The sequence below is a fragment of the Burkholderia sp. Bp8991 genome (assembly GCF_003853795.1).
In the GTDB taxonomy this organism is placed as follows: domain Bacteria; phylum Pseudomonadota; class Gammaproteobacteria; order Burkholderiales; family Burkholderiaceae; genus Burkholderia.
Genome location: NZ_QTQJ01000010.1, coordinates 215,099 through 241,541, shown reverse-complemented (window position 1 = coordinate 241,541; position 26,443 = coordinate 215,099). Strand labels below are relative to the sequence as shown.

The following is a 26,443-nucleotide window of genomic DNA, read 5'->3' as shown; positions in this document are numbered from 1 at the left end:
CTGGGGCCGGGTTGTCCGGGCCGGGGGGGGCGGGGGGGGGGGGGGGGGGGGGGGGGGGGGGGGGGCGGGGGGGGGGGGGGGGGGGGGGGCCCCCCCCCCCCCGCCCCGCGCCCGCGGGGATCAGTCCCAGTCGCGGTGATGGCGATGCTTGCGGTGACGATGGCCGCGATCGCCATAGTCGCCGCGGTCGTACGAGTTGCGCGACAGGTTGCCGCCGAGCGCCGCGCCGGCGCCGCCGCCGACGGCTGCGCCCAGCAGGCCGCCCGTGCGGCCGCCCATCGCGTTGCCGGCCGCGGTACCCGCGCCGCCGCCGAGTGCGCCGCCGATGATCGCGCCGGTGCGTTCGCGACGGTTCGACGTCACGGCACCACCCGCGCCGCCGCCGATCGCGCCGCCGATCACGGAGCCCGTGCTGCCGCCGACCGCGCCGCCGACCGCTGCGCCGGCAACCCCGCCGAGCGCGCCGCCAAGCGCGTTGTTCATGTCACCGGCCATTGCCGGCAGTGCGGTCGCGCCGGTCAGCACGGCGACGACGAGAGTGGGGGCGATTTTCTTCCACATTCCCGTATTCTTCCTTGTTCGCAATCTGGTTATTAAAGGTCTGCTCGTTACGACGATCTGAATCGATCGACGTCGATGCCGGCATTGTGCCGAATCCCGGACCAATTCATTTCAATGAGCTTGCGGCGAAGAATAGCACCGGTCGTGTCCCCTTGCCGTCGACATTCTGGTAACAAGTTGTTTACTGCAACAGGACCGGAAAAGGTTGCCGAAAACCGCCTGCAAAGCCCGCCGGCACGGGCTCCGGCCGTGGGCCGGCCGCACTCGAAGGCGGTGCCGGAAGCGCCCGTCGCGCGGGTTCGGACACACGTGGCAACACATCGCGGGTGCGCCACGAGGCGGCCGGGATCGACCGGGCCATCCAGGGCGAACGAGGGTCAGTACACGCCCGGCAGCAGCCGCCACGTGTGCGCGCAGTACGCGTCGTATTCGGCGCCGAATTGCGCGCGCAGCAACGCTTCCTCGGAACGGATGCGGGCGACCAGCGGGATCATCGTCAACGCGACGAGCAGCAGCCCGATGCCCGAGCGGAACGCGCACGCCCAGCCGGCCGCATTGACGAGCAGGCCGAGATAGCTCGGGTTGCGAATTCTCCGATAGATACCGTCCGTCACCAGCGTGTGGCCCGGCTGGATCGCGACGAGCCCGCTGAAGCGCTTGCCGAGCACGAACACGGGCCAGATGCGCAGCACGCCGCCCGCGACGTACAGCACGACGCCGATCCAGCGCACCGTGTCGCCGCCGAAGGTCCATACGTCGAGCCGGTCGGTCAGCGCGGGCAGGTATGCGAGCAGGAACCCGCTGGCCGCAAAGGCCGCGAGCACCCAGCGGTTGTCGCGGTTCTCGCGTTCGCCGGCGCTCAGGTTGCCTTCGGTGAACAACGCGGCGACGGCCAGCGCGAGCGTCGCGACGGCAATGACGGTCAGTTGCGGATGCGAGAAGAAGGCGGCGAACCCGCCGATGCCGAGCACGGCGAGCCCGAGATAGACGAGCGTGGAGACGCTCGCCACGATTGCGACCTTGCGCGTAACGGCCATGGCTGCCTCGCCGGAGTGGGCTTTCCTGTGAAGTATAGGAACCCGGGCGGGCCATGCGCACGCGCGCCGTCATGAGGCGCGCGAGTCGTCCGTGCGGGAAGCGGCGGCCAAGCGTCGAACGACGGGGCCGCTCGACGTGCGGGCGGCGCCCGCGCCCGCCGCCCGGTCAGCGAATGCGGAAGTTGCCGCCGATGCCGACGCTGACGGGCGGTGCGTAATAGGCGGGCGCATAGCCGTAGTAGGCCGGCGCGGGCGCGTAGTAGCCGTAAGGCGGCGCGACATAGCAGCCGGACAGGCCGCCGATCAGCGCAAAGGTGATGAGGATTTTGTACATGACTCGATTCCCGGCGAAGAGGGCACGTTGCATCTCGCGAAAACCACGCCGTCGCAGCCTGCGACGGCCGGCACGGAAGAGACAACCGGCCCTTCCCGTCGCTCGATGCGGCAATGCGCGGAGTCTAGCGCCGGGGCCACCGGGACACGTTTCGCGAGCGGTTACACGTGTTACGTGGTGTGACCGCCGAAACAGGCGCGCATGGCCTCGCGGCACGCGCCCGCTGGCGCCGCCCGAACCACGCGCCGTCTGCGCGTTACACGAAACGCGCGCGGATCCGCTCGGCGACCGATTCGAGCGTCGCCGAATCGGCGATGTCGCGCGCGTGCATCCGCAGCTCGACGCCTTCCCAGCGCGGAATCACGTGGAAATGCACGTGCGGGACCGTCTGGCCCGCCGCCGCGCCGTTGAACTGGCCGATGAACACGCCGTCCGGCCCGAGCGCCGCGCGCACGGCCGCCGCGACGCGCTGCGTCATGCGGATGCCGGCCGCGGCCGCGTCGCCGGACAGCTCGAAGATCTGCGCGGCCGGCTCCTTCGGGATCACGAGCACGTGACCGTCGGCCTGCGGCATGAGATCCATGATCGCGAGGGTCGCGTCGTCTTCGGCGACCTTCACGCACGGCAGTTCGCCGCGCAGGATCCGGGCGAACGGGTTGTTGTTGTCGTAGGACATGGGCGTTTTCCGATGTTTGCGATTGCGGTTTGACTGGGAACGATGCCGGACGATTATCGGCCGATGGCGGTCCGGATTTCAACTTGTCAGGCGGTGTCGCCGTGGCGGCGAACAATGCGCGCCGGCTCGCGTGCAATGCCCGTCGCCGGATGGAATATCCGGCCGTCGCGATCCGTTTATTTCGAGTGCGGACTCGCACGGCAAGACTGCGGATCCGCGCCGGACATCCGTGCGCTGCGCAGGCCGGCAGCCGGGATGACTGCTCGCAATCATCAACCGGAGTCATGCCATGGACCCTCTCCCCTCCTGTCGTTCGCCCGCCCCGCCCGTGTTTGCCGCCGCGTTTGCCGTTCACCCGCCGATCCTCGCCCACGCCTGCCGCACGATGGCGCGCACGCTATGCCGCGCGGCTTGCGGCGCGGGGCTGATCGCGTTGTCGTCGGCTTTCGCGTGGGCCGGCGGCGGCAATTCCATCCTGCCGGTCTCGTCGGTCACGGCGTCGACCGTGCCCGCCAACGGCGACGTCAATCCGTACGGCATCGCGTTCGTGCCGCGCGGCGTGCCGAGCTGGAGCACGCTGAAACCGGGCGACGTCGTCGTATCCAACTTCAACTCCGCATCGAACACGCAAGGCACCGGCACGACGGTCGTCAAGCTGTCGCCCGGCAAGACGCCGGCAACGTTCTTCCAGGGCAGCAATCTCGGCCTGACGACCGCGCTCACGGTGCTGCGCAGCGGCTTCGTGCTGGTCGGCAACGTGCCGGCACCGGACGGCAAGACCGTGGTCCCCCCGGGCTCGCTGCTCGTCATCGGTCCGCAAGGCAATCTCGTCACGCAACTGTCGAGCACCACACTGCTCGACGGACCGTGGGACATGACCGTGATCGACCGCGGCCAGCGCGTGACCGCGTTCGTGTCGAACGTGCTGAACGGGACGGTCGCACGGATCGAGCTGATGATCGGCAGCGACGGCGTCAGGATGCTGCCGGGCTCGCAGATCATCGCATCGGGCTACGTGAACCGGACCGATCCCGCTGCGCTCGTCGTCGGCCCGACCGGCCTCGCGTACGATCCCGACATCGACGTCCTGTATGTCGCCTCGACCGGCGACAACGCGGTGTTCGCGATCCAGAATGCCGCGACGACGAATCGCAACGGCGGCGTCGGACGGATGATCTACTTCGATGCGGCGCACCTGCACGGCCCGCTCGCGCTGGCGCTCGCGCCGAACGGCCATCTCGTGACCGCGAACGGCGACGCGGTCAACCCCGACCCGCTGCAACCGAGCGAGATCGTCGAATTCACGGTGGACGGGCGCTTCGTCGCGCAGATGCAGGTCGATACCGTGCCGGGCGCGGCATTCGGGCTCGCGTTCGGGCGCGGCAGCAAAGGCCAGCCGGAATTCGCGGCCGTCGACGACAACACGAATACCGCGACGGTCTGGACACTGCGTTCGGACAACGGCAACGCACAATGACGCATCACGCGAACGGGCCGCGTGCGGCCCGTTCGAACCTGCGCGATCGACACATGCGATTCGCAGACGCCGGGCACCATGCCGCCTGACCGACGCCGCCCGGCGTCACCCGCCCCCACGATTGCCACCGCTCGCGCGAACCTGCGACACTGCCGGATCGTTGCCATCGTTGCCGGCCGGCACGCCACCGAGGACGCTCGCGCATGACGATCCCCTTCAAATCGCTGATCCTGCGCGGTGCCGCCGTCGCGCTCGCCGCCGCGCTCGGCTACACCGGCTACATGCTGTCGCGGCTCGCGCCCATCGCGACGGGCTATGCCGCGAAGGCGCTGTGTTCGGGCGTGTTCGTGTCGGGCCGTCCGGCCGCGTCGGTGATCGACGTCGACATCATGGCCGGCGTGCATCCGCTGCTGAAGCTGGTGCGTCCGTCGATCGATCCCGAGCATCATCGCGCCGTCGCGACCTTCGCCGGATTCGCGCAACGCGAGGCGGACTTCCGGCCCGGGCTCGGCTGCACGCTCGCGCTCGGACCGTCGCCCGGCGGGCTGCCGGCCGCGCTACCGCCCGTCCCCGATCCGCCGCCCGCGCACGAAGCGGCGCCGGCCGCACCGCCCGCCGGCATCGACGCACGCAAGCTGCAGGCCGCGCTCGACCGCGCGTTCGACGAACCCGATCCGGCGCGGCCGCTGCGCACCCGCGCGGTCGTCGTGATGTGGCGCGGCCAGGTGATCGCCGAACGCTATGCGCCCGGCTTCGCGGCCGACACGCCGCTGCCCGGCTGGTCGATGACGAAGACCGTGACGGCCACGCTGGCCGGCATGCTCGTCGCGCAGCACAAGCTGTCGCCGGACGCGTCGGCGCTGCTGCCCGAATGGCGCGACAGCGGCGATCCGCGCGCGGCGATCACGCTCGACGAGCTGCTGCGGATGACGAGCGGCCTGCAATTCAACGAGGACTACGACGACCCGCTGTCCGACGTCGCCGTGATGCTGTTCACGCAGCCGGACACCGCGCGTTTCGCGTCGGCCATGCCGCTCGCCGCGCAGCCCGGCACGCAGTGGTACTACTCGAGCGGCACGAGCGCGATCGTCGCGCGCGTGATGCGCGAGGCGATGGGCGGCACCGAAGGCGACTACCTCGCGTTTCCGCGCCGCGCGCTGTTCGCGCCGCTCGGCATGCGCAGCGCGGTGTTCGAGCCCGATGCGGCCGGCACGCTCGGCAGCGCGTCGTTCATGTATGCAAGCGCGCGCGACTGGGCGCGCTTCGGGGAGCTTCTGCGGCAGGACGGGGTGTGGGACGGGCAGCGGCTGCTGCCGCAAGGCTGGGTGCGCTACCTGACGCGGGCGACGCCGCTGTCGACGCGCCAGGAATTCGGCGCGCATCTGTGGGTGAAGGTGCCGGAGCCGTTCAACGATCGCGATGCGCACGCGAGCCCGCTGCCCGTCGATGCGTTTCATGCGGTCGGCCATGAAGGCCAGTTCGTGAGCGTGGTGCCGAGCCGCGAGCTGGTGGTCGTGCGGCTCGGACTGTCGCGGCCGGAATCCGCATGGAATCACGAGGCATTTCTCGCGCGCGTGCTCGAGGCCGTACCGGCATCGGGCTCGTGACGGCCGCGGCGCGGCGGCGATGCGGCGGCAAATCACGCCGCCGCGCCGCGCGCGACATGCGATGCGTTACGGGTTCGCGCTGCCCGCGTACTGCTGGAAACCTTCGCGCGTCGCCAGGCGCTCGATGTAGCGCTTCACTGCCGGGAAATCCGGATGCTCGAACGGCGTGCCGAACCAGCGGTTCACCGACAGGCCGATCGGAATGTCCGCGAGCGTGAAGCGGTCGCCGGCCACGAACGCGCCGGTCGCTTCGAGCTGCGCGTTCAGTATCTGCATGTGCTTCGTCCAGCCCGCGATCGACTGCGCGATCGCCGCCGGGTCCTGGTGATCCGGCGACTTGCGCACGAGGCCGAGGAACGCGCCGACCCACGAGCGGTTCAGGTCCGTGCCCTGCCAGTCGATCCACTGATCGACCCGCGCGCGCGCCTGCGGCTCGGCCGGATAGAGCGCGTCGCCGCCATAGCGGTTCGCGAGATAGCGGATGATCGTGTTCGACTCCCACAACACGAAGTCGTCGTCCTTGATGACCGGCACGAGGCCGTTCGGATTCAGCGCGAGGTAGGCCGGGTCGTTGGTCGTGCGAAAGCCCGCGCCCCAGTCTTCCTGTTCGAACGGCAGGTTCAGTTCGGTGCACAGCCACAGCACCTTGCGGACGTTGATGGACGGGATCTTGCCGAGGATGTGCAGCATGCAGGCTCCTTGTGAGGTCGAATGCGAAGCGTTCGGGAGGCGCGACACGGCCCGGACGCGCTCCCGTCGAAGTTATACACGAGCCCGCGAGAATCGACAGCGCGTCAGGCGAAATCGCCGTTGCAGGCCCCACTGCCTCGCTCACATCGGCTTGAGCACCATCAGGAAATAAACGCTCAGCATCGCGAAGAACGCCGGATAGCCGAGCAGCTCCCAGCGCTTCGCATAGCGCCAGTACCGTTCCGGCAGCGCGGCATCGCCGTTCGCATGCGCGAGCTTCGCCATCGCGGTCAGTTCGATCTGCAGCCATACGACCGGCAGCCAGCACGCGCCCGCGACCGCATACAGCACGATCGACGCGACCAGCCACGGCGTCGTCCACGGCCAGCCGGCCGTATGCGCGAGCCACAGCCCGGATGCGGGCTGGAACAGCACGGCCGGCGTCGTGAACCACCAGTCCGCGCGCACGACGAGGCGCGACACGGCGGCGATCGCCGGCACCGAGCGCGTGCGGTTCGCGAAGAACAGGTAGAACGCGGTGCCGAAACCCGTGCCGACCATCAGCACCGAGGACAGGATATGCAGCGTCTTGATCACGAGATAGGTGTTCATGCGTGTTCTTCTTCTGAAAAGAGGATCAACAGGATCGCCAGAATCGGCACGTTCTTGAGCACGGGGCCGAACGGCTCGGCGAGCAGGCCGGGCATCGTGACCGCGATGACGGCCGAATACGCGACGATCAGCGCGCCTTGCGCGGCCCACAGCCGGCGGGACGGCGCGACGACGGTCGCCACGCCGAACGCGAAGTCAAGCGCGCAGGCCGCGTAGAGCGCGATCAGCGCGGGCAAGCCAGTCAGGTGCGCGCGGGCGAGCATCGCGAGGCTGTCGTGCCGCGGATGGATGAACGCGCTGACGATGGCCGTCCAGATCCAGACGATCGCGAGCGCGCCCAGCAGCAGCGGCCGCCGCCACATCGCGAGCGCGTCGCGGCGCAGCGCGGGCGCGTCCGCGCCGATGAAATGCCGCAGCCCGCGCGGCGGCCGGCCGAGCACGGCCGCGAGCGCCGCGGGGTCGCCGGTGTTGCCGCCGCGCAGCATCGTCCACGTGTCGCGGGTCAGCATCGCGCCCGGCAGCGCGCCGAGCAGCGCGGCCGCCGCCCCGACCAGCGGGCCCGGCAGCGCGATGCGCGCCGCCGGCGGGAAGCCCAGCGCGGCGCGATAGACGCTCAGCATCTCGCGATACTCGACTTCGTCGCCGCCGACCGCGTCGATGACCGGGTTGCCGGCCGCCGGCGCATCGACGAGCCGCGCGACGAGTTCGGCGAGATCGTCGATGTGCACGGGGCGCAGCCGCTGATGGCCGCCCGTCGGCAATGCCTGCACGGGCAGGCTCGCGAGCATCCGGAAGAACCGTGCCGACGTGCCGGAAGCGCCGTAGACGAGCGCCGGGCGCACGATCCGGTAATCGAGCGGCAGCGTCCGCAGGAAGGTGTCGGCTGCGTATTTGCTGGCGAAATACGGCGTGTCGCCGCGCTCGACGCCCAGCGCCGAGATCTGGATCACGCGTCGCACGCGGGCACGACAGCACGCGGTGAAGAGCGCGCAGGGCGCCGCGCGATGCACGGCGTCGAACGTCGCGTCACGCCGGTCCGCAAGGATCCCGACCGCATTGATCACCACGTCGACGCCGTCGAGCCGGGCGAGCCACGCATCGGGATCGACGTCCTTCGTGAAGTCGATCGCGACGTCGTGCGGACCGACCGCATGCCGCACGCCGCGCAGCACGCGATGGCCGCCGGCTTCGAGCCGCGCGCCCAGCGCCCGCCCGATGAAGCCGTTCGCGCCGCAGACGAGGATGTTCATGTCGCACTCCGCGGTGCGGCATGCCGGCGGGTCGATCGCGATACCCTGTCCATTTTCGTCCTTTACCTACAGTTATTTCTGTAAAGACAGAAATTTCACTTTCAAAAAAAGCGGGCTGCGTGCCCGCACGTCCGGTACCGCTTACTTCGACGACTTGCGCCTGACCGTCTGGCTGATCTTCGCGCCGATGCCGAGCGCCTTCATCAGCGTGTCGGGCTTGAGCCGCAGCATCTCGTCCGACCAGGTCGTGAGCGTCTCGACGAACTGCAGCGTGTCGCGGATGCGCTGTTCGGTTTCGCGGCTCTCGTCGGCGATCTCCGGGCTCGTCAGGCAATCGCGCAGCACCGTGAGCGTCGGTTCGATCTCGCGCTGCCGCCGCCCTTCGACGATCAGCTTGAACAGTTCCCAGATGTCGGTCGACGTCTCGAAGTGGTCGCGCCGGTCGCCCAGCACGTGCACGACCTTCGCGAGCCGCCATGCCTGCAGTTCCTTCAGGCTCGTGCTGACGTTGGAACGCGCGACGTTGAGCGTCTCGGCGATCTCGTCGGCCGCAACCGGCCGGCCAGCCAGGTACAGCAGCGCGTGAATCTGCGAGACGGTGCGGTTGACGCCCCAGCGCGAGCCCATTTCGCCCCAGTGGAGGATGAATCGTTCGGCAATCGGTGTGAGTTCCATGTCGGGGAATTTAGTTTTTTCAGTTATTTCTGTCAAGAGAGAAATAACGGGCGGCGACGCGAATGGCTGCCTCGACCGTCCCGCCCGCGGGCGACTGCGACCGCGGCCACGGCTCGCCTTTCCCGCCGTTGCGCCCGCTTCCATTACAATGCGCGGGATTTTTCCGATTTCAGGCCGTCCGCGCCTTTCTGACTAGAGGTTCTCCCATGATCATCAAACCGCGCGTGCGTGGCTTCATCTGCGTGACGACTCATCCGGTCGGCTGCGAAGCCAACGTCAAGGAACAGATCGACTACGTGACTTCGCACGGCCCGATCGCCAACGGTCCGAAGAAGGTGCTCGTGATCGGCGCGTCGACGGGCTACGGCCTCGCCGCCCGGATCTCGGCCGCATTCGGCTCGGGCGCGGACACGCTGGGCGTGTTCTTCGAGCGCGCCGGCAGCGAAACGAAGCCGGGCACCGCCGGCTGGTACAACAGCGCCGCGTTCGAGAAATTCGCCGCCGAAAAGGGGCTCTATGCGCGCAGCATCAACGGCGACGCCTTCTCCGACAAGGTCAAGCAGATCACGATCGACACCATCAAGCAGGATCTCGGCAAGGTCGACCTGGTCGTCTACAGCCTCGCGGCACCGCGCCGCACGCACCCGAAGACGGGCGAAACGATCAGCTCGACGCTGAAGCCGGTCGGCAAGTCGGTCACGTTCCGCGGCCTCGACACCGACAAGGAAGTGATCCGCGAAGTGTCGCTCGAGCCGGCGACGCAGGAAGAGATCGACGGCACCGTCGCCGTGATGGGCGGCGAGGACTGGCAGATGTGGATCGACGCGCTCGATGAAGCCGGCGTGCTGGCCGACGGCGCGAAGACGACCGCGTTCACGTACCTCGGCGAGCAGATCACGCACGACATCTACTGGAACGGCTCGATCGGCGAAGCGAAGAAGGATCTCGACAAGAAGGTGCTGTCGATCCGCGACAAGCTGGCCGCGCATGGCGGCGACGCGCGCGTGTCGGTGCTGAAGGCCGTCGTCACGCAGGCGAGCTCGGCGATCCCGATGATGCCGCTCTACCTGTCGCTGCTATTCAAGGTGATGAAGGAAAAGGGCACGCACGAAGGCTGCATCGAGCAGGTGTACGGGCTCCTGAAGGACAGCCTGTACGGCGCGACGCCGCACATCGACGAGGAAGGCCGCCTGCGCGCGGACTACAAGGAGCTCGACCCGCAAGTGCAGGACAAGGTCGTCGCGATGTGGGACAAGGTCACCAACGAGAACCTGTACGAAATGACCGACTTCGCGGGCTACAAGACGGAATTCCTGCGCCTGTTCGGCTTCGAGATCGCGGGCGTCGACTACGACGCGGACGTGAACCCGGACGTGAAGATCCCGGGCATCATCGACACGACGGTCTGACGAAACGCCCGCCGCCGCGCTCACCGAGCGGGCGGCGGGGTCGCGCTGCCGGCCGCGTCAACGCGGCGCCGGCTCCTCCAGATAGACGCCCGACGACAGCGTGGCCTTCACTTGCCGCGTGAACTCGTCGGTCGACACTTCCTCCTCCCCTGCTTCGATTGCCTCGTAGGCCTGGCGCACGACGTCGGCCGGCGTGGCCTTCGGCACGTCGAGGCCAGCCGTCAGGTCGGTATCGATGAACCCCGCATGCAGCCCGACGACCTGCGTATGCTGTTCGCGCAGCGAATGCCGCAGCCCGTTGGTCAGCGCCCACGCGGCCGACTTCGACACGCCGTAGCCCGACAGGATCGGCCGGTTCACCCAGCTCGCGACCGACAGCACGTTCAGGATCGCGCCGCCGCCGTGGCCGGCCAGCGTTCCCGCGAAGGCGCGCGACATCGCCAGCATTCCGAACACGTTGGTTTCGAAGTGATCGCGCAACGCGTCGAGCGCGCCGTCGTCGGTCAGGCTGCCGAGTCGCGCGATGCCCGCGTTGTTGATCAGCAGCGTGACGTCGCGCGCGATATCGGCGGCCGCGGCGACCGTCGCCGGATCGGTCACGTCGAGCCTCACGGGCACCACGCCCGGCAGCGTCACGCTGGCCGGATCGCGCGCGCCCGCATAGACCTTGCGCGCCCCGCGTTCGAGCGCCTGCTTCGCGAACTCGCGGCCGAGCCCGCGGTTCGCGCCCGTGACGAACACCACTGCACCTTCGATCTTCATGCTCGTTCCTTTCGGAGAAAGGATCCCGCTCGCGCCGGTTCGCCGCGCGCCCGGGATCCGGTGATAAACCACGCCGCCATCGCGGACCGAACCGTTGCTCCGCCGGTGCCGTGCCGGAAGCCGGGCAGTCCGCCGCCCACGCCACGCCGCACCGGGACCGATATCCATCCGTGCCGCGCCGGTCGCTTCGCTTCATTCGCGAAGTCGGCTACACTCGATGTCAATGTCGATCACCATTGTCTTTGCGGTGCATTGTGTCAGCGCGATTTCGACACGTCAATGGCGATCACCATTGTGTTTTTCAATCGACGCAATTGCCGGAATGAGGGAGGGATCGATGGGCGTCTCGAGACAACAGGCCGCCGAAAACCGCAACGCGATCGTCGCGGCCGCCGAGCGGCTGTTCCGGGTGCGCGGTGTCGACGCGGTGGGGTTGACGGAGCTGATGAAGGAAGCCGGCTTCACGCAGGGCGGCTTCTACAACCACTTCAAATCGAAGGATGCGCTGGTCGCCGCGGTGATGGAGAAAGCGATCCAGGACCGTGCGGATTCACCGAACGCCGGCAGCGTCGCGAAGCAGGCGACGGCGTACCTGTCGGCCGCGCATCGCGACAACGTCGAAGCCGGTTGCCCGCTGTCGGGTTTCGCGGGCGATGCGCCCCGGCTGACCGACGCGGCGCGCGCGTGCTACGCGCACGGCGTCGCCGCGTATCTCGACCGGCTGGAACGGATGGTGGCCGCCGAAGGCTCGGCCGCGGCGGACACGCGCCGCGACGCGATCGCCGTCTTCAGCCAGATGGTCGGTGCGCTCGTGCTGTCGCGCGCGATCGCCGGCACCGATCCGGCGCTGGCCGACGAGATCCTCGACGCGGGTCGGCGCACGCTCGGCGCGCAGCCCGACGATCCGGCCGTGCCGGCGTAGCGGCACGACGGACGCCGGTCGCGCGCGATCGCTATTGCACGGCCCTGGCGGCATCCCACAACGGCCGCTGGCCGAGCGCCGCATGCCACGCTGAGAATTGCGTGCGCCACGACTCGAACGGCTCCGACAGCGGATGACGCGGATCGTCGCTCAACGCATACGCCATCCCCTCGATCAGCCAGCGCGGCTTGGTGGCGACCGCGAGGTTGCCGAGCACTTCGGCCTGCCGGTGGTGGATCAGCTCGTGGGCAAGAAAGTAGGTCTGCCAGCCGCGCGGCGCGACGACCACGCCGAAATCCCCGAGCGTCAGTGCCGCGCGTTCGCCGAGACCGAACTGGTCGGCGCACGCGCGCGTCGAGCAGAACACGACGCGCGGCGCGTCGCGAAACGGGCCGACGGCCGCGGCCGCGCGCGCGTAGCCGTCGCGATAGAGCTGCTGCGCGATGCCGAGCTTCGCGGCATCGTCGGTGCAGATGTCCGCGCTCGGGCATGACACGCCGGGCAGCAGCGCCGGCGCGACGACGCGCAGCGGCTTGACGAGCGCGTAGGCGGCGATCGGCACCGCGACGAGCAGGCCCGTGAGGGCGAAGGCGATACGGGAGCGTTTCATCGAGGCGGCAATTCCGTTGGCGTGGCGGTGACGTGTTCCAGCACGAATATATCGGAGCCGCGGCGGCGGCGGCCGGCTTTTCTGGTTCGCCTGGCTTCCGGCGGCGGTACTGCCGCGCCGGTCGCGACCCGGATCGCGACCGCATCCGGCCCCGTTACGCGAGCTGCTTGTGAAAATAAGTCGTCGCGCACAACGCGCCGTCGGGCATCAGCGCATAGTTCGGCACGACGCCCACGCGCTGCCAGCCGGCCCGCTCGTACAGGCGCTCGGCATCGCCGCCCGTCACGGTGTCGAGCACGAGCACGGTCTTGCCGGCGGCGCGCGCGGCGTCGTCGGCGGCCGCCATCAGCCGCGCGGCGACGCCCTGCCGTCGCGCATGACGCGACACGAGCATCTTCGCGAGGTCCGCTCGATGCGGCTGGTTCTCCGGCTGCGCGACCACGAGTTGCACGGTGCCGACGATCCGGCCGGCCGCGTCCTCGGCGACCAGCAGGATGCGCTCGCCGCTCGCGACGCCGTCGGCAACCCTCGTCCAGAACGCGACGGCCGTCGAGCGTTCGATCGGCAACATGAAGCTGACGGACGCGCCGCCTTCGACGCAATCGATCAGCACGTCGGCCAGCGCGCCGATGCAGGCGCGGGCTTCGCCCGCGTCGACGCGGCGGACGGTCACAGGTTCTGTCATACCCTCTCCGGTATATCAGGCGGGGCACGCGTTCGGCCGACGTGCGCCCGGATCGAATGGAATGCCGCCGTGCGGTCGCACCCCGCGCAACATCGGCGGATGCCCGGCAACACGACGCCCGGCCCGGTCGGCGGGTGTTACCTCCCCATCATCCTAAGCGACGAAAATTCTCGTTGCATTGCCTATACTTAGCCGCATGGCTAACTTTGAACCCGGCATCACCGACGTATTCCAGGCGCTCGCCGATCCGACGCGCTGCGCGATCGTCAGCGCGCTCGGCAACGGCGTGCGGACCGTTTCGGAACTGGCCGCGCCGTTCGACATGGCGCTGCCGTCGCTGATGAAGCATGTCGCGGTGCTCGAGCGCAGCGGCCTCGTCACGACCCGGAAAACCGGCCGCACGCGCACCTGCGAGCTGGTCGGCGGCCGGCTGGCCGAAGCCGAGCAGTGGCTCGCCGCGCAGCGCGCGCTGTGGGAAGCGCGCGCCGATCGCCTGGTGGAATTCGTCGAACGCCGTCACCAGGAGGAGCACGCGCATGTCAACCCGCCACGTCGACCCCGCCGAAGCTCATGACCTCGTCATCACACGCACGCTGCATGCACCGCGCCAGGCGCTCTGGCGCGCGTGGACCGATCCCGAACTGCTGAAGGAATGGTGGTGCCCGAAACCGTGGACCACCGAAGTCCGTGCGTTCGACCTGCGCCCGGGCGGCGCCTTCCACACGTTCATGCGTGGCCCCGACGGCGGCACGAGCGACAACCCCGGGTGCTTCCTCGACATCGTGCCGGAAGCGCGCATCGTGTTCACGTCGATGCTCGCGGGCGGCTGGCGGCCGCAGGTGCCGTGGCTGGGCTTCACGGCGATCATCACGATGGCGGATGATGCCGCCGGTTGCCGCTACGACGCGCGCGTGATGCATCCCGACGCCGCGACGCGCGAGCGCCACGAGGCCCTCGGCTTCTTCGAGGGCTGGAACACCTGCATCACGCAGCTCGACGAATTCGCGTCCGCATTGCGCTGAATTAGCACGTGCGCGGGCCATTGCATGCCGCCGCGCGCGCGCCTAGGATTCCTGAAGGAAGCGTGACGACACGCCGGCATCCGGCGTGCACCGTCGCGCGCGCTCCGCGGGAGGCCACATGCTGCAGATGCACACGCATTCCACCCGGGTCAGCCGGCACCTGAACGCACCGCGCGGGCGCGTCTACCGCGCGCTGCTCGATCCGCACGCCGTCGAACAATGGAAGGTGCCGGACGGCATGACGTGCCGCGTGCTCGCCTACGACGCGCGCGAAGGCGGCGCGCTGCGCGTGTCGCTGAGCTACGACGAACCGTCGGACGGCACCGGCAAGACCACCGCGCACACCGACACCTATCACGGCCGCTTCGTGACGCTCGTGCCCGACGAACGGATCGTCGAAATCGACGTGTTCGAAACCGACGATCCGATGCTGCGCGGCGCGATGACGATCACGATCACGCTGTCCGACGAAGCTGGCGGCACACGCGTCGACGCGGTGCACGACGGTGTGCCGCCCGGCGTGCCGGCGGCCGACAACGAGACCGGCTGGCGCATGGCGCTCGCCCGGCTGGCGGCGCTGGTCGAGACGGGCTAGCAGCGCGACGCGACGTGCTCGGTATGCGTCAACCGAGCCGGTACGCGTGCGAGACGGTCCCGCGGAACAGCGCATCGCGCTCGTCCGGGCTCGCGTGTGCGGTCAGCCGCTTGAACGCGTTCCAGCCGTTCACGTACGAATACGAGCCCTTGTCGACCGGAAAATTGCTCTCGAACATGCAGCGCTTCGCGCCGAACGCCTCGATGCACGTGAGCATCCACGGCTTCCACGCGGCGGCGAGCTGTTCGGAAGACGGCGGCCGCGCGCCCTTCTCGAAATCGAACCCGTTGATCCGCATGCCGAGGCCCCCGACCTTCACGAATACGTTCGGCAGCCGCGCGAGTTCGCGCATCGATGCCGACCAGCGCTGGAAGACTTCCGGCCGCTGGTCCGCGTAGCTCGCGATCCGCACGACGCCGCCGCAGTGATTGACGACGATCCGCGTGTCGGGGTTCGCCTTCGCCAGATCGAACAGCTCGGGCAATTGAGGAAAGAACAGCCACGCGTCGTACGACAGTCCGAGCGGCGCGAGCTGCGCGACGCCGGCCCGGTACGCGGGGTCGAGCAACAGCCCGCGCGGCACCGCCGACAACGGGTTGGCGAGCGTCGGATCGGCATCCCAGGTACTCAGGTGTCGAACGCCGCGAAAGCGTCCGCGCCCCGCGTCGACATGCGCTTCGAGCACGTCGCGCACGCGCTCGCCGAGCCGCAGGTCCGCGTGCCCGACGATGCCTTTCGCGACGGCCGGGCCGCTGCGTTGCAGCGGCTCCGTCACGCCGGCGACGTAGGCCGTCTCGCCGACCGGCTTCAGTTCGGCCGGGCCCGCGTCGCGATAGCGCGTCAGCGCCTGCATGTAGACGGATGCCTGGACGTTGTGGCCGGATCGCGCGTCCTGCAGATAGTCGTCGAGCATGTAGATCCAGCCCGGCCGCTCGTAGAAGTGATGATGCGCATCGACGATCGGCAGATCCGGATCGAGTGCGGGTTCGAGCGCAGATGCGAGCCAGTCGCTTCGCACCGCGAGATAGTTGCCTTGGGTCGTCATGCGGGAGGGTCCGTTTTCAGCCGGCGCGCGCGTATCGGCCCATGCAGGGAGCGCGAGCGATGCGGCGGCCGCACCGAGCAACCGGCGTCGTTTGATCGAAATGGTCGCATCCATGTCATTCGCTCCGGTCGAATGCGTACAGCGACAGCGTGAGCAGCGTCGTGATCGCCAGCACGATCGCGAGGCCGAGCATCCCGGCCGTGAAGGTGCCGAAGCCGTCCTTCAGGTAGCCGACGAGATAAGGGCCCGCGAATCCGCCGAGCGCGCCGATCGAATTGATCAGCGCGAGCCCGCCGGCCGCCGCCTGGCCGGACAGGAAGCGCGAAGGCAGCGTATAGAAGATCGTGCGGCCGGCAATCGTGCCGATCAGCGCGAGCGTGATGCCGACGAGTGCGGGCCCGAGCGTCAGGAAGTGGGTCGACACGCCGAGCGCCACCGCGCCGATGGCCAGCCCGATCGCCAGGTTCGCGACCGGGCCGCCGCGCCGGTCCACCCGCTTCGCCCACCACAGCAGCGCGACGGTCGCGAAGAAGTACGGCACCGCGGAAAGCCAGCCCGTCTGCATCGTCGACATGCCGTGTGCCTTGAGCATCTGCGGCAACCAGATGCCGATCCCGTAAGAACCCATCGTGAAGCCGAACGAGATCAGCGCGAGCACGTACACGCGCACGTCGCGCAGCGCGACGCCGAAGTGCTTCTTGCGGCCGGCGGCCGCGCCTTCGCGCTCGAACGCGCGCTGCAGCGCGGCACGATCGTCGCTCGACAGCCACGCGGCATCCGCGGGCGAATCGGACAGCAGCTTCAGCACGAGAAAGCCGAGCGCGCAAGCGGGCAGCCCTTCGACGATGAACATCCACTTCCAGCCCGCAAGGCCGAGCGCGCCGTCGAGCTGCAGCAGCCACGTCGACAACGGGCCGCCGATCAGCGACGACAGCGGTGTCGACACGGTGAACCACGCCAGCACCCGCGTGCGGTAACTCGCCGGAAACCACACGGCGAGGAAAAAGATCACGCCCGGAAAGAAGCCCGCTTCGCCGATGCCGAGCAGCAGCCGGATCGCATAGAAACTCGTCGGCCCGGTCGCGAGCGCGGTCGCGGCCGCCATCAGCCCCCACGTGATCATGATGCGCGCGAGCCAGCGCCGCGCGCCGAAGCGGTACAGCGCGAGATTGCTCGGCACCTCGAACACGCAGTAGCCCGCGAACATGATCCCCGCGCCCCAGCCGAACTGCGTCGCGGTCAAGCCGAGATCGCGGTTCATCGTAAGCGCCGCGAACCCGACGCTCGTGCGGTCGAGGTAGTTGAAGAAGTACGCGAGCGCGAGCAGCGGAATGAAACGCCACGCGGCCTTGCGCACGGCCCGTTGCTCGATCGACGCGTCGGTTTCGCGATCGGCGGCCAGCGCCGGGGAAGCGGATGTCATGGTTGTCTCCGTGGATACGGCGCTCCTCGCCCGCGCGATCGCACGGGCACGACGCCTGTTGTTCGTTCGATGGATCGCGGCGGCGCTACGCGCTCGCCACTTCGTTCGCCGAAGGCACATCGGCCGCCACGCCCGGCGGTTGGACGTCCGCACCATGTCCGTGCGACCCGGCGACGACGCCGGCAGCGATCAGCGCCCGGGCCTCGTCCGGCGTATAGCCGAGCTCGCCGAGCAACGCGCACGTGTCCTGACCGAGCGCGGGCGGCGCTGCGCGCAGCCGCAGGCGCTCGCCCGCGAGCGTGAGCGGCAGCAGCGCGGTGCGCGTGTCGACCGGCCGGCCGGCGCTGCTCGCGTCGGCCGGCAGCGTCACGGCTTCGAGCCCGCCCGTCGCGAGCAGATGCGGATCGTCGAACAGGTCCTGCGGCTTCGTGATCGGCGCATACGGCAGGCCGATCGATTCGAAGATCGCGCCGATCTCCGCGGCCGAATGCGCGGCGAGCCGCGCACGCAGTTCGGGCAGCAGCCACTCGCGGGCCTGCACGCGCAAGTTGTTGGTTGCAAGACGCGCATCGTCCTTCAGCGCGGCGAGGCCGAATGCGTCGCAGAACAGCGCCCATTGCGTGTCCGATACGACCGCGAGAAAGATCTGCTCGCCGTCCTTCACCGAAAACACGTCATAGACCGCCCACGCGGAAATGCGGCTCGGCATCGGCGACGCGGCCTGCCCCGTCACCGCGAACTGCATCATGTGCTGCGCGACGAGGAACACGTTGTTCTCGAACAGCGAACTCTGCACCTGCTGGCCGCGGCCGGTGCGTTCGCGCTGCGCGAGCGCGGCCATCGCGCCGATCGCGCCGAACATCCCGCCCATGATGTCGTTCACGCTCGAGCCCGCACGCAACGGCCGGCCTTCGGGGCCCGTCATGTACGCGAGACCGCCCATCATCTGCACCACTTCGTCGAGCGCGGTGCGATGTTCGTACGGCCCCGGCAGGAAACCCTTGTGCGACACGTACACCAGGCGCGGATTCAGCGCGGACAACGCGGCATGGCCGAGCCCGAGCCGATCCATCGTGCCGCTCTTGAAGTTCTCGCTGAACACGTCCGCCGTCGCGACGAGCCGCCGCACGATCTCGAGCCCGCGCGGATCCTTCACGTCGACCGCGAGGCTCTTCTTGTTGCGGTTGAACATCCCGAAGAAGCCCGCGCCGGAACCGCGCAGCGCACGCGTGCTGTCGCCCGCGATCGGTTCGATCTTGATGACTTCCGCGCCGAGATCGGCGAGCAGCATGCCGCAGGTCGGGCCCATCACCATGTGCGTCATCTCGATCACGCGCACGCCTTCGTACGGCAGCGCCGCGGCCGGTTGGCGATCGTTCATTGCGCGACTCCCGTCAGGCAACCTTCCGGCTGGGCCGCCGACGGCGCACGGCCGTCCGCGTAACGGAATCCCTTCGGCAGCCCCGCGTCCGGCACGTGGCCGTACAGCGGCTCGGCAGGCAGCGCCGCGTGCAGGATTGCGCGCGCGGCGAGCAGCGCATCGGCGTCGATGCCCGTGTCGATCCCCATCGACTCCAGCAGGAACACGAGATCCTCGGTGACGATGTTGCCGGTCGCGCCCGGTGCATACGGGCAGCCGCCGAGACCGCCCTGGCTCGCGTCGATCGTCGTCACGCCGGCGTCGAGCGCCGCGACGACGTTGGCGAGCCCCTGCCCGCGGGTGTTGTGGAAGTGCGCGCCGCCCGCCTTGTCGCCGACTTCGCGTTGCAGGCGCGTGAACAGCCGGCGCACCTGCACCGGATTCGCATAGCCGCTCGTATCGGACAGACCGATCTCGTCGACCCCGCATTCGGCCATCGCAGCCGCCATCGCGATCGTCTCGTCGTCGGAGACGGCGCCGGCGATCGTGCAGCCGAACGCGACCGACACGCCGGCCTCGATCTGCACCGACGGAAACCGCGCATCGCGCAGCGCGACGATCGCGCGCACCTCGTCGATCATCTGCGCCGGCGTCTTGCGGATGTTCGCCAGCGAGTGCGCCTCGGTCACCGAGACCGGCAGCGTCAGCTTGTGGACGCCCGCCTCGAACGCGCTTTCGGCGCCGCGCAGGTTCGGCGCGAGCGCGGCGACGTGCAGCCCGGGAATCGCCAGCGCATGCGCGACGACTTCCCGCACGTCGGCCATCTGCGGCAACAGCCGCGCGGGCACGAACGACCCGACCTCGATCTCGCGCAGGCCGGCCGCGGCGAGTGCGGTGATCCAGCGCCGCTTGTCGGCCGTCTGCATCACGGCCTTGATGCTCTGCAGGCCGTCTCGCGGCCCGACCTCGCTGACCAGCACCTCTGGATACCCGGAAACGCTCATTCGACACCTCATAGTTCTATCTAAAAGAACATCGTTCTGTTTGACGGAACTTTAGAGGCACGTCGAATCGGCTGTAAGCGGGGTATACCCGTGAAATTGCGATTTTCTGGAACTTGTGTTCTATCAGGCAGAACGATATAGTGGATCGACCGTCACCCAAGGACCTGCAAGCCGTGCCTCCGACCTCGCTCCCCGCAGAACCCACCGGCACCGCCGCCGACTCGTCGGCCGACGCCTCCAGCGGCGTCGCCGTCCTCGATCGCGCGTTCGCGATCCTCCATGCCTTCGGGCAAACCGACGACCGGCTGTCGCTCGCGGAACTGTCGCGCCGCACCGGGCTGTACAAGAGCACGATCCTGCGCCTGCTCGCCGCGCTCGAGCACGGCGGCTTCATGCGCAAGCTCGACGACGGCCAGTACGCGGTCGGACACGAGCCGCTGCGGCTCGCCGCGCTGTACCAGCGCTCGTTCCGGGTCGGCCCGGTCGTCGAGCCGCTGCTCGAGACGCTGAGCCGCGAACTCGGCGAAACGGCGTCGTTCTACGTGCGCCACGGCGAGATGCGCTCGGTGCTCTATCGTGTCGAACCCACGCGCACGGTGCGCGTGTCGATCCGGGTCGGCGAGGAGTTTCCGGTTCACCAGGGAGCGTCCGGGAAGGTGCTGCTCGCGTTCACCGACCCGCACGATGCGCGCTGGAACGACGTACGCGAACAGTTGTGGGCCGCGTCGTACGGCGAGCGCGACCCGGAGACGGCTTCGGCGTCCGTGCCGGTGTTCGGCGCGGCCGGCGATTGCGTCGGCGCGCTCACGGTGTCGGGCCCGAAATCGCGGCTGGCCGCCGCGCCGGCGATGGCCGCGGCGCTCGCGCTGCTGTTGCCGCTCGCGCAGAAGGCGACCGTCGCGCTCGGTGGCACCGGCGCGCGCTACGACGCGCAGGCCGTGCGCGACAGTCTCGCGCGCTTCACCGCGGCCGCGGACGAACCCGCGCAGCCCTAGCCGGCACGCGCGTCCGGCGACGCGGCAGCGCAAACGCCGGCCGCATGCGACACTGGCCGCTGCCGCATGCAGCACGCCGCCCGCCGGCGCGGCACATGCCACTGCCGTCCGGACACGCACAAGGGAACCCACGATGAACGCCCCGCGCACCGCCACCTGGTATTTCGATTTCGTCTCGCCGTTCGCCTACCTGCAGCAGGAACGGTTCGACGAGTTGCCGCCGGCTGCCGCCTACGAGCCGAAACCGATCGTGCTCGGCGCCGTGCTCACGCACTGGGGCCAGAAAGCGCCGGCCGAGATCGCGGCGAAGCGCATCTTCACCTATCGCCACGCGCAGTACCGCGCGGACAAACTCGGCATTCCATTCCGGATGCCGCCCGCGCATCCGTTCAACCCGATCCGGCCGCTGCGTCTCGCGATCGCGATGGGCAACACGCCCGATGCGATCCGGCGGATCTTCCGGCACATCTGGCGCGACGGCCAGGACGTATCGACGCCAGAGGGTTTCGCCGCGCTGTGCGAGGCGGTGGGCTTTCCGGAAGGCGTGACGGCCGTCGACGCGCAAGCGGTGAAGGATGCGCTGCGCGCGAACACCGATCAGGCGATCGCGCATAGCGTGTTCGGCGTGCCGACCTTCGAACTCGATGGCGACCTGTTCTGGGGCGACGATGCGACCGACATGTTCGTCGATTGCGCGACGTCCCGCGCGTGGCTCGACTCGCCCGAAGTGTGCCGCATCAGCGCGCTGCCCGAAGGCATCCGGCGCGGCTGACGGCGCGCCTCGGCGCTGGCGGCTCACGTGTCGCGTCGTTCGACGCGCAGCCGCCTCGACGCGGTGCTGTTCTCGGCATGTTCATCGGGATGACGAGCGGCGCCGCGCTCGGCGGTTCGTTGCTCGCGCAACTTGACCGGCATGCGGTGATCGCGCCGGCGCCGACAACGTCGCCACCGGCACTGGCCGTGCGCACGTGGCGCCGTCGATTTTCGGCAGTGCGATTGCACGGCAGGCGGGTCCGCAGGGCTTGCCCGCCTTTTCTTTTATTTTCGATCGGGGCTGTGCGGCCCCGCGCGGCACGGCCGATTCGTGCGAGAGACAGCCGGCATTCGTTCATCCGATGCAATACTCGGAACGCGTCGCCGGGTTGCGCAGTTCAACCGATTATTTTTTCGCCCGCGCCCGGCCCCCGCGCGCAATCATCGGATCATTTCTCACGGCCGCACCGCACGGCCCTCCCGAATCCGGCCCCATCGGCAAAGTAGGTTTTCTCAGGGGATTCCCGGTATTTTTTCCCATTTTCTTCGAAATTACCGGTGACATACTTGCCCCCCATTGCGCTCCGGTGCGAGCGCGCTTCCTGATCCCTGCCGGTCGCATGTCCTGCGCTGCGTGTCCGCCGGGGTCGCAGAACATGAACAATTTCGACACCACGATCCAGATCTTCCTCACCCACATTACGTTCGGACCGCTGATGAATCATGCGATCCGCGTGATCGCCGGCCTCTATACGTTCAAGGGCTTCGTCCTGATCCCCGTGCTGTGCTGGCTGTGGTTCCAGCCGGGACCGCAGCGCGAACGGCAACGCGAGCTGGTCATCGCGACGGTCGCGAGCGGGCTCGTCGCGCTCGCGTTCGGCCGGTGGCTCGCGAAAGTCCTGCCGTTCCGCGTGCGGCCGATCTACAACCCCGACCTGCACCTGCACTTCCCGTCCGAGGAATTGCGTGCGGCCACGCTGCAGGCCTGGAGTTCGTTTCCGAGCGATCACGCGATGCTGTGGATGGCGATCGCGACGGGCATCTTCATCATCGCGCGACGCGCCGGCGTGTTCTCGCTGCTGTACGCGGTCGTGTTCATCTGCGTGCCGCGCGCGTATCTCGGCTATCACTACCCGACCGACCTGATCGCCGGTGCCGCGATCGGCATCGCGCTCGCGTGGCTGCTGACGCGCGATGCGATTCGATCGCGCTTCGCGCCGCAGGTGCTGGAGGCGATCCGGCGCTTCCCCGCGCCGGCCTATACGCTCGCGTTCCTGCTGTGCTTCGAGCTGATCACGCAGTTCGACGAACTGCTGACGCTTGCGCAGTCGGTCAAGCATACGGCGATGTAACGGGACGGCGCCGCCATGCATCCGCTGCTGTCGACACGACGCCCGGGCACACGCTGCCGGCCCTGCGTGGCGGCATCGCGCCCGGCGCGCGCCGCCGTCCGGATCGTCGCCGCCGCGGCGACGGCGGCCGCGCACGTCAGTCGCGGTCGGGCGCCCCGAGCGGGAAGAACGCGCGATACGGCCGCGCTTCGTCGACCGCACGCGCGAACGACGGCCGCGCAAGCAGCCGCCGGCGATATGCGATCACGTTCGCGAACGACGAATCGATCCGGTGCGTCCAGTCCGCGTAGAACAGGAACGGCGCCGCGCCGCAGTCGGCGAGGCTGAAGCGGTCGCCGGCCGCCCATTCGCGATCGGCCATCGTGCGATCCAGCCATGCGTACGACGTTTCGAGCATCGCGCGCGCATCGGCGACACCCCGCGCATCGCGCTCGTGTTCCGGCCGCAACGCATCGAACACGACCTTCTGCTGCGGGGTCGCGACATAGTTGTCGAAGAAACGATCCATCATCCGCACTTCCAGCGCCGCGCGCCGGTCGTCGGGCACCAGCCGCGCGGGGCCCGGGTGGTAGAGATCGAGATACTCGATGATGATCGTCGCCTCGATCACGGTACGGCCCGCGTCGACGAGCACCGGGAAGCGCTTCAGCGGCCACAGCGCGGCCAGTTCCTGCATCGGCTTCGGATCGTCGTGCGCGAGCACGCGATAGTCGAACGGCGTGCCGTTCTCGTACAGCGCGGTCAGCACCTTCTGGCAATAGGACGAAAAGGGATGGGCGTAAAGCGTCGGCGTCATCGCGGGTCTCTCGGGGTTTCGGCGCCGCGTCATGCAGCGCCACGTGATCGGATACCTTGACGACGAACGGCGCCGGGCCGAATCGACACCGGGCCGAACATTTTTTTCCGTTGCGCGGCATCGCGCCGCTACGACCGGCCATCCATCACGACGCGGCCTTCGCCGCGCCAGCGCAGCATCCCGCCGCCGAGGTTCGCGACGGCATCGAAGCCGGCCTTCAGCAGGATCACGGTCGCCTGCGCGGAGCGGCCGCCCGCGCGGCACACGGTCACGATCGGCCGGTCGCGCGCGAGTTCGCCGGTGCGCGCGGCCAGTTCGCCGAGCGGAATCGGCGTCGCGCCCGGCAGGTGGCCGAGCGGGCCGGTGAATTCGTCCGGCTCGCGTACGTCGACGACCTGCACCGCCGGCAGGTGATCCTCGAGCCACTGCGGATCGATTTCCCAGAATCCGGCGAACGTATAGACGAGCGGCGCCCAGTCGGGCGCCGCCTGCACGTCGGGCGCATTCGCGGCGAGTCCGCACTGCAGGTTCGCGGGCACCGCGACGTCGATCTGGCGCGGATGCGCGAGCCCGAGGTTGCGCATGTAGCCCGCGAAATCGTCCTCGCTGAGATCGCCGCCGAGGCGCGGATTGAAGCGCCGCTCCTCGCCGACGCTCGTGACCGTGAGCCCGCGATAGTCGTGCGCGGGATACAGCAGGCATGCGGCCGGCAGCGTGAAAAGCCGGCCGTGCACCGCGCGATACAGCGCGCGCGGGTCACCCTGCTGGAAGTCGGTACGGCCGGTGCCGCGAATCAGCAGGCAGTCGCCGGTAAACGCCATCGATTCATCGTCGAGCACGAGGCTGATGCAGCCGCTCGTGTGGCCCGGCGTCGCGCGCACGGTCAGGTAGCGCGGGCCGAATGCGCAGCGATCGCCGTCGTTCAGGTAGCGGTCGGCGCCCTGCGCGCCGCTCGCGGCCGAAATCGCGATCGCGCTGCCGGTGCGCTGCTTCAGCAGCCACGCACCCGTCACGTGATCGGCGTGCACGTGCGTATCGACGGTCGCGACGAGCCGCAGCCCGAGCTCGTCGAGCAGCGCCGCATCGCGGCGCACCTGCTCGAACACCGGGTCGATCAGCAACGCTTCGCGCGATGGGCGGTCGGCGAGCAGGTACGTGTAGGTCGACGATTGCGGGTCGAAGAGTTGCCGGAAGATCATCGCGAAGTCGCTCCGTCGGCTGGGCGTGTCGGTCGGGTGAAGGGTGCGGGTCGTGCAACCCGCACCGCGTGTGGCGCCGGCTCGCGACGCACACGTTCATACAGCGTAGTTCAAAACACGCGCGCCACCGGCGTCGTTGCACGCGGCGAGACGTCACGCCGCATCCGGTCCGTTGCGCGTGCTGCCTTACACTACCGCCTGTTCTCGTCTTACGTTCACAAGAATTGCGTCGACATGTCTCTGACGATCGATCCGAAGCAAGCCGCCGCGCTGCTGGCCGTCGCCGACACCGGCAGCTTCGAGCAGGCCGCCGTGCGCCTGCACGTGACCGCGTCCGCCGTCACGCAGCGGGTCCGCGCGCTGGAGGCGAGCCTCGGCGCGCCGCTCGTGCTGCGCACGCGGCCGTGCCGGCCGACGGCGGCCGGGCAGCGCGTGCTGCAGCACCTGCGCCGCGTCGCGCTGCTGCAGGCCGACCTGCAAAGCACGCTCGCGACCGAGCGTGAATCGCCGATCTCGGTCACGATCGCGCTGAACTCCGACAGCCTCGGCACCTGGTTCCTGCCCGCATTGACGTCGGTGCTCGCGGGCGAGCGCATCCTGTTCGAGCTGATCGTCGAGGACCAGGACCACACGTTCGCGCTGCTCGAAAGCGGGATGGCCGTCGGCTGCGTGACGACCGAGCCGAAGCCGATGCGCGGCTGCGTCGCGACGCCGCTCGGCACGATGCGCTACCGGCTGCTCGCGGCCGCCGCGTTCGCGCTGCGCTGGTTTCCGCGCGGCCTGAACCGCACGGGCGCGCGCCATGCGCCGGTCGTCGCGTATTCGCGGCGCGACACGCTGCAGTCCTCGTTCCTGAAGGAGAAGCTCGGGTTGCCCGAAGGCGCGTATCCGTGCCACTACGTGCCGGGCACGCACGCGCATTTCGCGGCGGTGCGGCACGGGCTCGGCTACGCGATGGTGCCGGAGCCGCTGCTCGGCGGCGCACCGCTCGACGCGCAGGGGCTCGTCGATCTCGCGCCGCTGCATCCGACCGACATCACGCTGTACTGGCACGCATGGACCGTGCAATCGCCGACGATGGCGTCGCTGTCCGCACGGGTGGTCGAAGCGGCGCGCCGGTTGCTCGCGCCGCTGCCGTGACGAACGGGTGATCGACACCGCCGGCGCGGCATGCGCGGCATGCGTGGCCAAGAGAAACGCCGCCGCGCCGCCTATACTTTTTCCATCGGCCCCGCGAACGCGCCGCGCGGCCGATCACGCACATCCGGCCGTTCCCTTTCCCGTGAGGAGAACATCATGCCCCGCCGCTATATCGATTGCCGCGAGTTTCCCAGCGCGATGAATTGCTCGGTCGCAATTTCCGCCGACTCCGACGACGAACTGCTGGAGGCCGCCGTGCAACACGCGGTCTCGGTGCACCAGCACACCGACAGCGCCGAACTGCGCACGCAGCTGAAAACACTGTTCCGCGACGGCACGCCGCCCGCCGACATGCTCCGGCAAGCGTAACCCGCCGGCACGCCAGATATCGACAGACGGGCTGCATCGCCGCCCCCGTCGCCTCCCTGCTCCTGCTTCGCGCCACGACGCGC

The 26,443-nt window shown here is 69.0% G+C and carries 29 protein-coding genes and 1 pseudogene; 13 read left to right on the top strand and 17 right to left on the bottom strand.

Going from position 1 to position 26,443, the window contains the following annotated elements:
* Positions 1 to 120: 120 nt before the first annotated feature.
* The 4 genes from DIE02_RS14670 to DIE02_RS14660 all read right to left on the bottom strand — a co-directional run bounded on the left by DIE02_RS14670 (position 121) and on the right by DIE02_RS14660 (position 2,608).
* Entirely contained in the window at positions 121 to 561 is a 441-nt protein-coding gene (locus DIE02_RS14670; RefSeq protein ID WP_124486109.1) for a hypothetical protein, read from the bottom strand.
* 377 nt (positions 562 to 938) lie between these two features.
* The gene (locus DIE02_RS14665) at positions 939 to 1,598 is read right to left on the bottom strand and encodes an isoprenylcysteine carboxylmethyltransferase family protein (RefSeq protein WP_124486108.1); all 660 of its coding nucleotides are present in this window, start codon (positions 1,596 to 1,598) and stop codon (positions 939 to 941) included.
* A gap of 166 nt (positions 1,599 to 1,764) precedes the next feature.
* A complete protein-coding gene (locus tag DIE02_RS35510) occupies positions 1,765 to 1,932 on the bottom strand; it encodes a hypothetical protein (protein WP_185500310.1) in 168 nt (55 codons plus the stop codon).
* A 256-nt stretch (positions 1,933 to 2,188) separates the two neighbouring features.
* Complete coding sequence (locus DIE02_RS14660) at positions 2,189 to 2,608, bottom strand: HIT family protein (protein WP_044848523.1); 420 nt, start codon at positions 2,606 to 2,608, stop codon at positions 2,189 to 2,191.
* 289 nt (positions 2,609 to 2,897) lie between these two features.
* Here DIE02_RS14660 and DIE02_RS14655 point away from each other — a divergent pair, with 289 nt between their 5' ends.
* Positions 2,898 to 4,085, top strand: coding sequence for a hypothetical protein (locus DIE02_RS14655; protein WP_185702626.1), 1,188 nt, complete (start codon positions 2,898 to 2,900; stop codon positions 4,083 to 4,085).
* A gap of 203 nt (positions 4,086 to 4,288) precedes the next feature.
* Positions 4,289 to 5,692, top strand: coding sequence for a serine hydrolase (locus tag DIE02_RS14650; RefSeq protein WP_124529231.1), 1,404 nt, complete (start codon positions 4,289 to 4,291; stop codon positions 5,690 to 5,692).
* Between the two features lie 66 nt (positions 5,693 to 5,758).
* On the opposite strand, the gene DIE02_RS14645 is transcribed toward DIE02_RS14650, so the two are convergent.
* From DIE02_RS14645 to DIE02_RS14630, 4 genes are all read right to left on the bottom strand, one after another.
* Positions 5,759 to 6,382: a glutathione S-transferase family protein gene (locus tag DIE02_RS14645; RefSeq protein WP_044848521.1), complete on the bottom strand. Its 624-nt coding sequence runs from the start codon at positions 6,380 to 6,382 to the stop codon at positions 5,759 to 5,761.
* Positions 6,383 to 6,523: 141 nt separating this feature from the next.
* A complete protein-coding gene (locus DIE02_RS14640; protein ID WP_124529229.1) occupies positions 6,524 to 6,994 on the bottom strand; it encodes a DUF2269 domain-containing protein in 471 nt (156 codons plus the stop codon).
* Complete coding sequence (locus tag DIE02_RS14635) at positions 6,991 to 8,244, bottom strand: SDR family oxidoreductase (RefSeq protein WP_124529227.1); 1,254 nt, start codon at positions 8,242 to 8,244, stop codon at positions 6,991 to 6,993. Before DIE02_RS14635 ends, DIE02_RS14640 begins: the two co-directional genes overlap by 4 nt.
* A gap of 141 nt (positions 8,245 to 8,385) precedes the next feature.
* The gene (locus tag DIE02_RS14630; protein ID WP_006760784.1) at positions 8,386 to 8,919 is read right to left on the bottom strand and encodes a GbsR/MarR family transcriptional regulator; all 534 of its coding nucleotides are present in this window, start codon (positions 8,917 to 8,919) and stop codon (positions 8,386 to 8,388) included.
* 206 nt (positions 8,920 to 9,125) lie between these two features.
* Between DIE02_RS14630 and fabV the strand changes: the two genes are divergently transcribed.
* Complete coding sequence (fabV, locus tag DIE02_RS14625) at positions 9,126 to 10,328, top strand: enoyl-ACP reductase FabV (RefSeq protein ID WP_124529225.1); 1,203 nt, start codon at positions 9,126 to 9,128, stop codon at positions 10,326 to 10,328.
* 57 nt (positions 10,329 to 10,385) lie between these two features.
* On the opposite strand, the gene DIE02_RS14620 is transcribed toward fabV, so the two are convergent.
* Positions 10,386 to 11,090: an SDR family oxidoreductase gene (locus DIE02_RS14620; RefSeq protein ID WP_044848517.1), complete on the bottom strand. Its 705-nt coding sequence runs from the start codon at positions 11,088 to 11,090 to the stop codon at positions 10,386 to 10,388.
* Between the two features lie 337 nt (positions 11,091 to 11,427).
* Here DIE02_RS14620 and DIE02_RS14615 point away from each other — a divergent pair, with 337 nt between their 5' ends.
* Positions 11,428 to 12,012, top strand: coding sequence for a TetR/AcrR family transcriptional regulator (locus DIE02_RS14615; protein WP_124529223.1), 585 nt, complete (start codon positions 11,428 to 11,430; stop codon positions 12,010 to 12,012).
* A gap of 31 nt (positions 12,013 to 12,043) precedes the next feature.
* Here DIE02_RS14615 and DIE02_RS14610 read toward each other — a convergent pair whose 3' ends face one another.
* Complete coding sequence (locus tag DIE02_RS14610) at positions 12,044 to 12,622, bottom strand: hypothetical protein (RefSeq protein ID WP_124529221.1); 579 nt, start codon at positions 12,620 to 12,622, stop codon at positions 12,044 to 12,046.
* A 154-nt stretch (positions 12,623 to 12,776) separates the two neighbouring features.
* Positions 12,777 to 13,307 (bottom strand): GNAT family N-acetyltransferase, encoded by a 531-nt coding sequence (locus DIE02_RS14605; protein ID WP_124529219.1) that lies wholly within the window; start codon positions 13,305 to 13,307, stop codon positions 12,777 to 12,779.
* 196 nt (positions 13,308 to 13,503) lie between these two features.
* Between DIE02_RS14605 and DIE02_RS14600 the strand changes: the two genes are divergently transcribed.
* The 3 genes from DIE02_RS14600 (at position 13,504) to DIE02_RS14590 (ending at position 14,924) form a co-directional block, all read left to right on the top strand.
* The gene (locus DIE02_RS14600; RefSeq protein ID WP_124529217.1) at positions 13,504 to 13,881 is read left to right on the top strand and encodes a helix-turn-helix transcriptional regulator; all 378 of its coding nucleotides are present in this window, start codon (positions 13,504 to 13,506) and stop codon (positions 13,879 to 13,881) included.
* Positions 13,844 to 14,329, top strand: a complete 486-nt coding sequence (locus DIE02_RS14595; protein ID WP_124529215.1) for an SRPBCC family protein — start codon at positions 13,844 to 13,846, stop codon at positions 14,327 to 14,329. Before DIE02_RS14600 ends, DIE02_RS14595 begins: the two co-directional genes overlap by 38 nt.
* Positions 14,330 to 14,447: 118 nt before the next feature.
* Positions 14,448 to 14,924 (top strand): SRPBCC family protein, encoded by a 477-nt coding sequence (locus DIE02_RS14590; protein WP_044848511.1) that lies wholly within the window; start codon positions 14,448 to 14,450, stop codon positions 14,922 to 14,924.
* Between the two features lie 28 nt (positions 14,925 to 14,952).
* Here DIE02_RS14590 and DIE02_RS14585 read toward each other — a convergent pair whose 3' ends face one another.
* From DIE02_RS14585 to DIE02_RS14570, 4 genes are all read right to left on the bottom strand, one after another.
* Entirely contained in the window at positions 14,953 to 16,083 is a 1,131-nt protein-coding gene (locus DIE02_RS14585; RefSeq protein ID WP_124529213.1) for an amidohydrolase, read from the bottom strand.
* Between the two features lies 1 nt (position 16,084).
* Positions 16,085 to 17,392 (bottom strand): MFS transporter, encoded by a 1,308-nt coding sequence (locus DIE02_RS14580; RefSeq protein ID WP_124529211.1) that lies wholly within the window; start codon positions 17,390 to 17,392, stop codon positions 16,085 to 16,087.
* Between the two features lie 85 nt (positions 17,393 to 17,477).
* The gene (locus tag DIE02_RS14575; protein WP_124486097.1) at positions 17,478 to 18,773 is read right to left on the bottom strand and encodes a CaiB/BaiF CoA-transferase family protein; all 1,296 of its coding nucleotides are present in this window, start codon (positions 18,771 to 18,773) and stop codon (positions 17,478 to 17,480) included.
* On the bottom strand, positions 18,770 to 19,756 hold the full coding sequence (locus DIE02_RS14570) for a hydroxymethylglutaryl-CoA lyase (RefSeq protein ID WP_124529209.1): 987 nt from the start codon (positions 19,754 to 19,756) through the stop codon (positions 18,770 to 18,772). The genes DIE02_RS14575 and DIE02_RS14570 overlap by 4 nt, the downstream gene beginning before the upstream one ends.
* 173 nt (positions 19,757 to 19,929) lie before the next feature.
* Here DIE02_RS14570 and DIE02_RS14565 point away from each other — a divergent pair, with 173 nt between their 5' ends.
* The 4 genes and pseudogenes from DIE02_RS14565 (at position 19,930) to DIE02_RS14550 (ending at position 22,856) form a co-directional block, all read left to right on the top strand.
* Positions 19,930 to 20,751 (top strand): IclR family transcriptional regulator, encoded by an 822-nt coding sequence (locus tag DIE02_RS14565; protein ID WP_124529207.1) that lies wholly within the window; start codon positions 19,930 to 19,932, stop codon positions 20,749 to 20,751.
* A gap of 133 nt (positions 20,752 to 20,884) precedes the next feature.
* Positions 20,885 to 21,523 carry a 2-hydroxychromene-2-carboxylate isomerase gene (locus DIE02_RS14560; RefSeq protein WP_124529205.1) on the top strand — a complete coding sequence of 213 codons (639 nt, stop codon included), beginning with the start codon at positions 20,885 to 20,887 and terminating at the stop codon, positions 21,521 to 21,523.
* Positions 21,524 to 21,562: 39 nt separating this feature from the next.
* A pseudogene (locus DIE02_RS36445) lies at positions 21,563 to 21,729 on the top strand (MFS transporter); the annotation flags it as partial.
* A gap of 431 nt (positions 21,730 to 22,160) precedes the next feature.
* The gene (locus DIE02_RS14550) at positions 22,161 to 22,856 is read left to right on the top strand and encodes a phosphatase PAP2 family protein (RefSeq protein WP_124529203.1); all 696 of its coding nucleotides are present in this window, start codon (positions 22,161 to 22,163) and stop codon (positions 22,854 to 22,856) included.
* Between the two features lie 136 nt (positions 22,857 to 22,992).
* On the opposite strand, the gene DIE02_RS14545 is transcribed toward DIE02_RS14550, so the two are convergent.
* On the bottom strand, positions 22,993 to 23,652 hold the full coding sequence (locus tag DIE02_RS14545; protein ID WP_124529201.1) for a glutathione S-transferase family protein: 660 nt from the start codon (positions 23,650 to 23,652) through the stop codon (positions 22,993 to 22,995).
* Between the two features lie 128 nt (positions 23,653 to 23,780).
* Positions 23,781 to 24,851 (bottom strand): MBL fold metallo-hydrolase, encoded by a 1,071-nt coding sequence (locus DIE02_RS14540; RefSeq protein ID WP_124486093.1) that lies wholly within the window; start codon positions 24,849 to 24,851, stop codon positions 23,781 to 23,783.
* Positions 24,852 to 25,085: 234 nt separating this feature from the next.
* Between DIE02_RS14540 and DIE02_RS14535 the strand changes: the two genes are divergently transcribed.
* Positions 25,086 to 25,991 carry an HTH-type transcriptional regulator ArgP gene (locus DIE02_RS14535; RefSeq protein WP_124529199.1) on the top strand — a complete coding sequence of 302 codons (906 nt, stop codon included), beginning with the start codon at positions 25,086 to 25,088 and terminating at the stop codon, positions 25,989 to 25,991.
* Positions 25,992 to 26,147: 156 nt separating this feature from the next.
* Positions 26,148 to 26,360 (top strand): DUF1059 domain-containing protein, encoded by a 213-nt coding sequence (locus DIE02_RS14530; RefSeq protein WP_044848500.1) that lies wholly within the window; start codon positions 26,148 to 26,150, stop codon positions 26,358 to 26,360.
* The last annotated feature ends 83 nt before the right edge of the window (positions 26,361 to 26,443 follow it).

Bases quoted from the DNA above. Each gene is read 5' to 3' on its own strand.
- DIE02_RS14655 (WP_185702626.1), top strand. From the start codon at position 2,898: ATGGACCCTCTCCCCTCCTGTCGTTCGCCCGCCCCGCCCGTGTTTGCC.
- DIE02_RS14575 (WP_124486097.1), bottom strand. From the start codon at position 18,773: ATGAACGATCGCCAACCGGCCGCGGCGCTGCCGTACGAAGGCGTGCGC.
- DIE02_RS14590 (WP_044848511.1), top strand. From the start codon at position 14,448: ATGCTGCAGATGCACACGCATTCCACCCGGGTCAGCCGGCACCTGAAC.
- DIE02_RS14540 (WP_124486093.1), bottom strand. From the start codon at position 24,851: ATGATCTTCCGGCAACTCTTCGACCCGCAATCGTCGACCTACACGTAC.
- DIE02_RS35510 (WP_185500310.1), bottom strand. From the start codon at position 1,932: ATGTACAAAATCCTCATCACCTTTGCGCTGATCGGCGGCCTGTCCGGC.
- DIE02_RS14665 (WP_124486108.1), bottom strand. From the start codon at position 1,598: ATGGCCGTTACGCGCAAGGTCGCAATCGTGGCGAGCGTCTCCACGCTC.
- DIE02_RS14630 (WP_006760784.1), bottom strand. From the start codon at position 8,919: ATGGAACTCACACCGATTGCCGAACGATTCATCCTCCACTGGGGCGAA.
- DIE02_RS14615 (WP_124529223.1), top strand. From the start codon at position 11,428: ATGGGCGTCTCGAGACAACAGGCCGCCGAAAACCGCAACGCGATCGTC.
- DIE02_RS14600 (WP_124529217.1), top strand. From the start codon at position 13,504: ATGGCTAACTTTGAACCCGGCATCACCGACGTATTCCAGGCGCTCGCC.
- DIE02_RS14580 (WP_124529211.1), bottom strand. From the start codon at position 17,392: ATGACATCCGCTTCCCCGGCGCTGGCCGCCGATCGCGAAACCGACGCG.
- DIE02_RS14635 (WP_124529227.1), bottom strand. From the start codon at position 8,244: ATGAACATCCTCGTCTGCGGCGCGAACGGCTTCATCGGGCGGGCGCTG.
- DIE02_RS14560 (WP_124529205.1), top strand. From the start codon at position 20,885: ATGAACGCCCCGCGCACCGCCACCTGGTATTTCGATTTCGTCTCGCCG.
- DIE02_RS14535 (WP_124529199.1), top strand. From the start codon at position 25,086: ATGTCTCTGACGATCGATCCGAAGCAAGCCGCCGCGCTGCTGGCCGTC.
- DIE02_RS14570 (WP_124529209.1), bottom strand. From the start codon at position 19,756: ATGAGCGTTTCCGGGTATCCAGAGGTGCTGGTCAGCGAGGTCGGGCCG.
- DIE02_RS14610 (WP_124529221.1), bottom strand. From the start codon at position 12,622: ATGAAACGCTCCCGTATCGCCTTCGCCCTCACGGGCCTGCTCGTCGCG.
- DIE02_RS14645 (WP_044848521.1), bottom strand. From the start codon at position 6,382: ATGCTGCACATCCTCGGCAAGATCCCGTCCATCAACGTCCGCAAGGTG.
- DIE02_RS14670 (WP_124486109.1), bottom strand. From the start codon at position 561: ATGTGGAAGAAAATCGCCCCCACTCTCGTCGTCGCCGTGCTGACCGGC.
- DIE02_RS14595 (WP_124529215.1), top strand. From the start codon at position 13,844: ATGTCAACCCGCCACGTCGACCCCGCCGAAGCTCATGACCTCGTCATC.
- DIE02_RS14640 (WP_124529229.1), bottom strand. From the start codon at position 6,994: ATGAACACCTATCTCGTGATCAAGACGCTGCATATCCTGTCCTCGGTG.
- DIE02_RS14660 (WP_044848523.1), bottom strand. From the start codon at position 2,608: ATGTCCTACGACAACAACAACCCGTTCGCCCGGATCCTGCGCGGCGAA.
- DIE02_RS14530 (WP_044848500.1), top strand. From the start codon at position 26,148: ATGCCCCGCCGCTATATCGATTGCCGCGAGTTTCCCAGCGCGATGAAT.
- DIE02_RS14550 (WP_124529203.1), top strand. From the start codon at position 22,161: ATGAACAATTTCGACACCACGATCCAGATCTTCCTCACCCACATTACG.
- fabV (WP_124529225.1), top strand. From the start codon at position 9,126: ATGATCATCAAACCGCGCGTGCGTGGCTTCATCTGCGTGACGACTCAT.
- DIE02_RS14545 (WP_124529201.1), bottom strand. From the start codon at position 23,652: ATGACGCCGACGCTTTACGCCCATCCCTTTTCGTCCTATTGCCAGAAG.
- DIE02_RS14650 (WP_124529231.1), top strand. From the start codon at position 4,289: ATGACGATCCCCTTCAAATCGCTGATCCTGCGCGGTGCCGCCGTCGCG.
- DIE02_RS14585 (WP_124529213.1), bottom strand. From the start codon at position 16,083: ATGGATGCGACCATTTCGATCAAACGACGCCGGTTGCTCGGTGCGGCC.
- DIE02_RS14620 (WP_044848517.1), bottom strand. From the start codon at position 11,090: ATGAAGATCGAAGGTGCAGTGGTGTTCGTCACGGGCGCGAACCGCGGG.
- DIE02_RS14605 (WP_124529219.1), bottom strand. From the start codon at position 13,307: ATGACAGAACCTGTGACCGTCCGCCGCGTCGACGCGGGCGAAGCCCGC.